Origin of the sequence: Streptomyces turgidiscabies Car8, assembly GCF_000331005.1 — a bacterium.
Lineage (GTDB): Bacteria > Actinomycetota > Actinomycetes > Streptomycetales > Streptomycetaceae > Streptomyces > Streptomyces turgidiscabies.
Window position 1 is genome coordinate 1 of record NZ_AEJB01000426.1, and the last position, 7214, is coordinate 7214.

Genomic DNA, 7214 nt, shown 5'->3' on the forward strand with positions numbered 1-7214 from the left:
CCTCGCCCTCGCCGTACGGGGCGCAGCCGGGCTTGCCGACGGCGATCCGGAACACGTCGGCGCGGACGTCGACGGGCAGCGTCCGCTGCACGGCGTCGCGGACCGCGGGGACGTCCCGTCCGCCCTCCTCGGTGACGAGCGCGGCGCCGGCCCCGTACGGCAGGCTGGCCCGGTACTCGGCCAGACTCTGGGCGTCGCGGCTCGCGGCGTACGTCGAGACGGCGACGGTGCCCGCGACGGCGGCCAGGACGGCGGCGACAGCGGGTGCCGTACGGCCCCGGTTGCGGACGGCGTCCCGCAGGGCGAGGCGCGGCGAGAGCGGCAGCCAGCGGCTGGCCCGGCCGAACAGGCCGACCAGGGCGGGCGTCATGGCGACCACACCCAGCTCGGCGACGGCCGAGCCACCCGCGACCAGGACGAACTGGTCGGAGACGACCGAGCCGTACAGGGCGATGGCCGCGCCGAGCAGGACGGCGCCGAAGCCGATCAGCGGCAGCACGCGGTTGCTGCGGCGCACGCCGCGACGGCCGGTGAGGGAGGCCAGGACTGTCTGCCGGGAGGCGGTGACGGCCGGGATGATCGCGGCGAGCAGGCCGGTGAGGACGGCGAGCGCGGCGATGGCGAGCAGTTCCAGCGGCCTGACGGTGAAGCCGCCGAACCGCTGCCCCATGTAGTCCTCGAGGAGCGGCCGGAGGGCGAAGGTCAGGATCAGGGCGAGGACGATGCCGAACAGGGCCGCCGCGACGCCGATGACCAGGCCGCCGCTCAGCACGATGGCCCGGATGTGGCTGCGGGCACCGCCGTTGGCGCCGACCAGGCCCAGCTGGCGGCGGGAACGACGGGCACCGACGGCGAAGGCGGGACCGGCGAGCAGGCAGATCTCCAGCATCGCCAGGCCGACGACCGTGCCCACGGCGGCGAGCGCGGCGGCGTCGGCGCCCCCGCTGCTCTCGTAGACGGCCCAGCCTTCCTTCTGGTAGAGCGGCACCTCGGAGTCGGCGGGCGGGTCGAGGGCCACGACGCGCGAGGTGACCAGGACACCCTTGGCGTTGATCGCCTGGACCGTGTTCCACGTGAAACCACCGGCCTTCTTCACCAGGTAGGTGGTGGAGATGTCGGGCTTCGGCAGTCCGGCCTTCTCGACCGCCTTGGCGTACGGCGCGAGGAAGGCCCCCGGCAGGGCGTTGACCTGCTGTGCCGTGAGTTCGCTGGGCAACTCGTACGAGCCGCTGATCACATAGGTGCGGTCGAAGCCGCGGGCGGTGAGGGTGGAGCCGACGGACAGCCCGCTGCTCTCCAGGAACCGGGTGGTCGCGGCGATCTCGTCGTTCTTCTCGGGGAAGCGGCCCTCCTGCAGCCGCATGATGCCCCGGGCGACGGGATCGACGGCGGTCAGCTCACGGACCTCGGTCTGGAGCAGACCGTACCTGGTGGTCAGCTTGGCGTTGCCCGTGCTGTCGGTCAGCACCGTCGAACCGGCCGGGATGGTCTTGGTGACATCGGTCGGGCCGTCGGGCCAGGACTTGCCCGGCGAGTCGTAGTCCCCGGCCGGGGTGTGCTGATCGCCCTCGGGGTCCTGCAGGATGGCCACGCCGGCCGTCCGGGGGTCGGAGAAGCGAGCGTCGGCGGCACCCAGGGTGCGCTCCATCCGCTGCGCGGGGGTGAGTTCGGCGCTGCGCAGGGTCAGGTCCAGGGCGCTCACGCCCAGGATCGGCAGCGCGATCATGGCGAGGACGAGGAAGCTGCGGCCCTTGGAGCGCCAGGCGTCACGGCGGGCGATGCGGACCGCGGCCCGCCAGGAGTGGAACCAGGTCGTCACCGCTGGGCCGCCCGGCCGGTCAGGAGCGAGTCGGCGTCGCTGCGTACGGTCTGGTCGACGACGGCGCCGTCCCGCAGGAAGACGACCCGGTCGGCCCAGGCGGCGAACCGCGGCTCGTGGGTGACCATGACGCCGGCGGCTCCGGCGTCGCAGCGGGAGCGCAGCAGGGCCAGCACGGACTCGCCGGTCTCGGAGTCGAGGGCGCCGGTGGGCTCGTCGGCGAGGACGAGCCGGCGGTCGCCGACGAGGGCGCGGGCGATGGCCACGCGCTGCTGCTGGCCGCCGGACATCTCGTCGGGGAACCGGTCGGCGAGTTGGCCGAGGTCCATCTCGGCGAGGGCGGCGAGGGCCTCGGTGCGGGCCTTGCGGGCCGATATGCCGTCCAGTTCGCGGGGCAGGGCCACGTTCTCGGCGGCGGTGAGGGCCGGGATGAGGTTGTAGTCCTGGAAGACGTAGCCGATGCTGCGGCGGCGCAGGGCGGCGAGTCCCTTGATGCCGAGGACGGTGATGTCGGTGCCCTCGACGAAGACCTGCCCGGAGGTGGGGTTGTCGAGGCCGCCGGCGATGGTGAGCAGGGTGGACTTGCCGGAGCCCGACGGGCCCATGACGGCGACGAGTTCACCGGGGTGGACGTCGAGGTCGATGCCGCGCAGGGCGTGCACCTCGGTGGCGCCGGAGCCGTGGACGCGGGTCAGGTTCCGCAGACTCAGCACGGGTTGTTGCTGTTGTGTGGACATGGTTCCCCCTCGGGCGTACGCCGGCGAACGGCCGGACGTCTGTGCGACGGACGGTCGTCGGCAGAGCCGTGCGTACGGTATTGGTCTGGTCTGGTCTGGTCTGGTCTGGTCTGGTGGTTCGGAGTCTTCATGTGGGTCGGGTGGACCCGGTGGACTCGGTCGGCCCTGTGGGTCCGGTCGTTCCGGTGCTCAGGGCCGGTCGTGAAGGGCGGACGTCACGGGCGGTGGTGTGCGGCCTCCTCTGACGCGGCCCCCGCGCGCGCCCCCGGCCCCGCCGCTCCCGCTACCGCCCCCGGCGAGGCCGGCTCCGGGGCGGTCGACGAGAGACGGATCAGCCGGGCCTCGCAGTGGTCGAGCCAGCGCGCCTCGGCCTCGGTCTGGAAGATCAGCTGCTCCAGGACGAGGAGCCAGGCGATGTCGTCCCGCTCCCGGGCCCCGTTCTTCTCCACGGCGGTGAGGGCCTGCGCCTTCAGCCGGGTGTAGTCCTGCATGGCCTTGACGGTGTGCCGGCGCTGGGACTGGATGACGTCACGGATGTCGACCCCGGGCGCCCCGACGGCCATGGCCAGCTTGATGGCCAGTTCGTCACGGGCCGGGCTCGTGCGGTCGACGGGGTTCTCGAACCAGCTGCGCAGTTCGACGCGACCGCTGTCGGTGATCGCGTAGAGCGGGTGGCCGGCCTCGTCCTCGCCGTCCTGCACGACCATGCCGTCGCGTTCGAGCCGGCTGAGCGTCGTGTAGACCTGACCCACGTTGAGCGGCCAGGTCGAGCCGGTGCGGGACTCGAACTCCGTACGGAGCTGTGAGCCGTAGCGCGGACCGCGTTCGAGGAGGGCGAGAAGCCCGTGACGGATGGACATACTGAGTATGTTCACCGAGTAAGTCCGCGTGGACAAGCATCCTGAGGGGGACGCCGGAGGTCCGACTCAAGGGGGACCCGGGCCGTCGCGAGCCGCTCAGCGGCGGTGCGTCCCCACCCCGAGGAAGCCGATACCGAGGCCCACCGGAGCCGGCCCCACGCCCAGTGTGAGCACGGGAATCCGCCGGTCGGAGAGGTCGAGGGGGGCCTCGGTGCCGGTCCGGTGAGCGGCCGTCGGCAGCCCCGCGGGCGAGCTCTCGGCGGCCGGGGCGTCCGTCTCGGGTACCACCTCGACCCCCTCGTCCGACTCATCGGCGGGCTCCTACTCTGTTGCCGTTCTGGTACGAGCGGGCTCCACCGGGCTCGTGGAGGACAGCGAGCCGGAGGGGTCGACCGGGCCGTTCCCGGCCCTCCCCCGCCGGCCGCCCCGCGAGGGAGGCGGAGTCGCTGGGCGCGGGCGCGTCGGGCGGCCCCGACGGCTCGGGATCCGCCGGACGGGCGGGTCCGGCGGATCCGGAGGAGGGCGACGCCGACGGGGCGGACGGGCGATCGGGCGAGGTGGATGCGGCGGTCGCGGCCGCGGAACCGTTGGGAGCGGGGCGCGAGCAGGCGGGATGCGGCCGTGGTCAACCGGTGCTGCCCCGCGCTGAAAAGAAGGGGCGTAGCCGACACCGGCGCACCCCGCCGACAGCGGCATTCCTGCGGTGAGGCGGGAACCTCCGAGCGGCGGACGGCGTTCGTGTCAGTGACGGCCGGACGAGCCGAGCGTCGGCTCACAGTGCCCAACTGCTGATTGCGTACGACGACTTGACCGGGGGGCAAGAGACGTGCAGCAGCACCGCGCACATCCCACGCGTCCGGCCGCCGTCGTGCTGTCCGCGTTGCTCGCGGTCCTGGCCTTTCTCCTGCCGGTGTCGGCCAAGTCGGCGTCCCGTCTGTCCTCGACGGGCACGGCAGCCGCGACGGCGACCGCGCAGGCGTCCGCGACCGCCGACGCGCAGCGACCCGTCACCGTGGCGTACCCCGTGCGCGCCCACGCCCATGCCGTGCCGTACCCGACCCACGGCTTCCTGGGCGCCGGCGCCGGGGAGGCGGCACCGCACCGCACTGTCGGCGGCCCCGGCGTGGCTGTGGCGGCCGCGGCCCCGGGAGCGAGCCGGGGCCTCCACGTGTGTCGCCCGCGCGGCCCGCCGTCCCGATGGAGCACCGAAGTCCGTATCGACGCCTGACCGTTCGCCTCCGCGCCCGGCGCAGACGTCGATTCCGTCTGCCTGCCCATCGTGGAGAACTCATGTCTCGCGCGCCCGTGTGGCGGGCGATCATCGCCCTAGGCGTGATCGCCGCCTCGCTCTTCTTCGCTCTCACCCAGTCCGCCCGCCTCGGCCTCGACCTGCGTGGCGGCACCCAGATCGTCCTGGAGACCAAGGACTCGCCCGTCGTCAAGGCCGATCCCGATTCGACCCAGCGGGCCCTGGAGGTGCTCCGCCAGCGGATCGACGCGCTCGGCGTGTCCGAGCCGAGCCTGTACCGGTCCGGAGAGCGGCGGATCTTCGTCGAGCTGCCCGGCGTACAGGACCCGCGCGAGGCCGCCGAGGTCATCGGCCGTACCGCGCAGTTGACTGTCCACCCGGTGCAGGGCGTGACGGACAAGCAAGACGACAACAAGGGGGACAAGGGGGCCAGGGGGAAGCCGGCCGAGGACGGCTCGCGCATCCTGGCCGACCCCGACCAGAAGGGGGCGTTCCTCCAGCTCGGGCCCACCGCCCTCACCGGTGAGGGCGTCAAGGACGCCGAGGCGGTGCTCGACCAGCAGACGATGTCGGGCTGGACGGTCGACCTCACCTTCCGCGGGCAGGCAGGCAAGGACTGGGCGCAGATCACCGGGGCGGCGGCCTGTGCCCCGCAGGGCGCCCCCGAGCGGCGCGTCGCCATCGTCCTGGACGGCAAGGTCCTCTCGGCGCCCGGCGTCAACGCGGACGTGGCGTGCGAGGTCGGTATCTCCGGCGGCTCCACGCAGATCACCGGCGGCTTCGGCCGGGAAGAGGCCCACGAGCTGGCCGCGCTCGTCAAGGGCGGTGCGCTGCCGGTGCCCGTACAGGTCGTGGAGCAGCGCACGGTCGGCCCCACGCTCGGTGCCGACGCCATCGCCGCCAGCACCCAGGCCGCGGTCATCGGGCTCGCCCTGACGGCGCTGTTCATCCTTGTCGTCTACCGGCTGCTCGGCGCCCTGGCCACCATCGCGCTCGCGCTGTACGCGCTGATCTCCTACGCCGCACTGGTCGCTCTGGGAGCGACCCTGACACTGCCCGGGCTCGCCGGGTTCGTCCTGGCGATCGGCATGGCGGTGGACGCGAACGTACTGGTCTTCGAACGTGCCCGCGAGGAGTACCTGGGAGTCCGGACCCTGAAGTCGTCCTCGGCACACCTGGACAAGCCGCTGCGCACCGGCTTCGACAAGACCTGGAGCGCGGTGGTCGACTCGAACGTCACCACGCTGCTCGCGGCCGGGCTGCTCTTCTTCTTCGCCACCGGACCCGTCAAGGGCTTCGGCGTCACGCTGTCCATCGGCGTCCTCGTCTCGATGATCTCGGCCCTGGTGATCACCCGAGTCCTCGCCGACTTCGCGATCCGGCGCCGTTTCGTGCGCAATCGGCCTGGCCTGACCGGGATCACCTCCACGGGCCGAGTGCGTGCCTGGCTCGCGCACCGCGAACCCCGCCTGGTGCACCACCGGCGCCGCTGGCTCGGCCTCAGCGCGCTGCTGATCGTGGTCGCCGTCGCCGGAATCGGCCTGCGCGGCCTGAACTTCGGGGTGGAGTTCACCGGTGGGCGCCTGGTGGAGTACAGCACCAGCAGGCCCGTGGACGTGGACGCGGCGCGGGCGGCGGTCACGGACGCCGGGTTCCCGCGTGCGGTGGTGCAGGAGTCGGGGAACGGGGACATCTCGGTACGCACCGGCGAGCTGAGCAACGACCAACAGCACACGATCAGAACGGCGCTGGCGAAGGAGGGCGGCGAGGTCACCGTCGAGCGGGACGAGCTGATCGGCCCGAGCCTCGGCGACGAACTGCGCCGGAACGCGCTCATGGCGCTCGGCATCGCCGTCGCGGCCCAGCTGATCTACCTCAGCGTGCGGTTCCGGTGGACGTTCGCCGCCGCGGCGGTCGCGGCCATGGTGCACGACGTGCTGCTGGTGGTGGGCATGTTCGCCTGGCTCGGCAAGCCCGTCGACAGCGTCTTCCTGGCGGCGCTGCTCACGGTCGTCGGGTACTCCGTCAACGACACCGTCGTCGTCTTCGACCGGGTGCGCGAGGCGCGCCACCGCGAACCGGCGGCCGACCTGGAGACCACCGCGAACAAGGCCGTCATCCAGACCCTGCCGCGCACGGTGAACACCGGTATGGGCGCGCTGTTCATCCTGGCGGCCCTGGCCGTGCTCGGCGGTGACTCCCTCGCGGACTTCTCGGTGGCGCTGATCGCCGGCGTGGTGATCGGTATGGCGTCGACGGTGTTCACTGCCGTGCCGATCGCCGTGCAGCTCGAAGGCCGTCACCCGACGCCGCCGGTGCGACCCGGACGCAGCGAGGGCAGCGGGACCCGCAGTCCGCTGGAGCGCCGCGGGCGGGCGCGGGATTCAGGCGCTGTGGTGTGAGGACGCGGGCACCATGGAAGCTTAACGGTCATTCTGCCACCGGGGACTCGGCTGCCGGCACCGTCCGCTGATCGACCGAGCCGCCCGCTGCGGCCCGGCGATCACCACCAACCTGCACTCTCAGCCATGCCGCGAACCGGCCACGAA

6 protein-coding genes are annotated in these 7214 nt (G+C 72.8%); 2 read left to right on the forward strand and 4 right to left on the reverse strand.

Annotated elements, in window-relative coordinates:
* The 4 genes from STRTUCAR8_RS31420 to STRTUCAR8_RS31435 form a co-directional block, all read right to left on the reverse strand.
* Window positions 1-1819: FtsX-like permease family protein (locus STRTUCAR8_RS31420; protein ID WP_006380197.1), on the reverse strand; the 1819-nt coding region annotated here is incomplete at its 3' end.
* Window positions 1816-2556, reverse strand: a complete 741-nt coding sequence (locus STRTUCAR8_RS31425; protein WP_006380198.1) for an ABC transporter ATP-binding protein — start codon at window positions 2554-2556, stop codon at window positions 1816-1818. The genes STRTUCAR8_RS31425 and STRTUCAR8_RS31420, both read right to left, overlap by 4 nt.
* Window positions 2557-2771: 215 nt before the next feature.
* Window positions 2772-3416 carry a PadR family transcriptional regulator gene (locus STRTUCAR8_RS31430; RefSeq protein WP_006380194.1) on the reverse strand — a complete coding sequence of 215 codons (645 nt, stop codon included), beginning with the start codon at window positions 3414-3416 and terminating at the stop codon, window positions 2772-2774.
* Window positions 3417-3512: 96 nt separating this feature from the next.
* Window positions 3513-3704, reverse strand: coding sequence for a hypothetical protein (locus tag STRTUCAR8_RS31435; protein ID WP_006380195.1), 192 nt, complete (start codon window positions 3702-3704; stop codon window positions 3513-3515).
* A gap of 538 nt (window positions 3705-4242) precedes the next feature.
* Here STRTUCAR8_RS31435 and STRTUCAR8_RS31440 point away from each other — a divergent pair.
* Complete coding sequence (locus STRTUCAR8_RS31440) at window positions 4243-4644, forward strand: hypothetical protein (RefSeq protein ID WP_006380196.1); 402 nt, start codon at window positions 4243-4245, stop codon at window positions 4642-4644.
* A gap of 62 nt (window positions 4645-4706) precedes the next feature.
* Window positions 4707-7067, forward strand: a complete 2361-nt coding sequence (secD, locus tag STRTUCAR8_RS31445) for a protein translocase subunit SecD (protein WP_006380193.1) — start codon at window positions 4707-4709, stop codon at window positions 7065-7067.
* The last annotated feature ends 147 nt before the right edge of the window (window positions 7068-7214 follow it).

Excerpts from the sequence above, each read along its gene's own strand:
- STRTUCAR8_RS31425 (WP_006380198.1), bottom strand. The coding sequence starts at position 2,556 with ATGTCCACACAACAGCAACAACCCGTGCTGAGTCTGCGGAACCTGACC.
- STRTUCAR8_RS31430 (WP_006380194.1), bottom strand. The coding sequence starts at position 3,416 with ATGTCCATCCGTCACGGGCTTCTCGCCCTCCTCGAACGCGGTCCGCGC.
- secD (WP_006380193.1), top strand. The coding sequence starts at position 4,707 with ATGTCTCGCGCGCCCGTGTGGCGGGCGATCATCGCCCTAGGCGTGATC.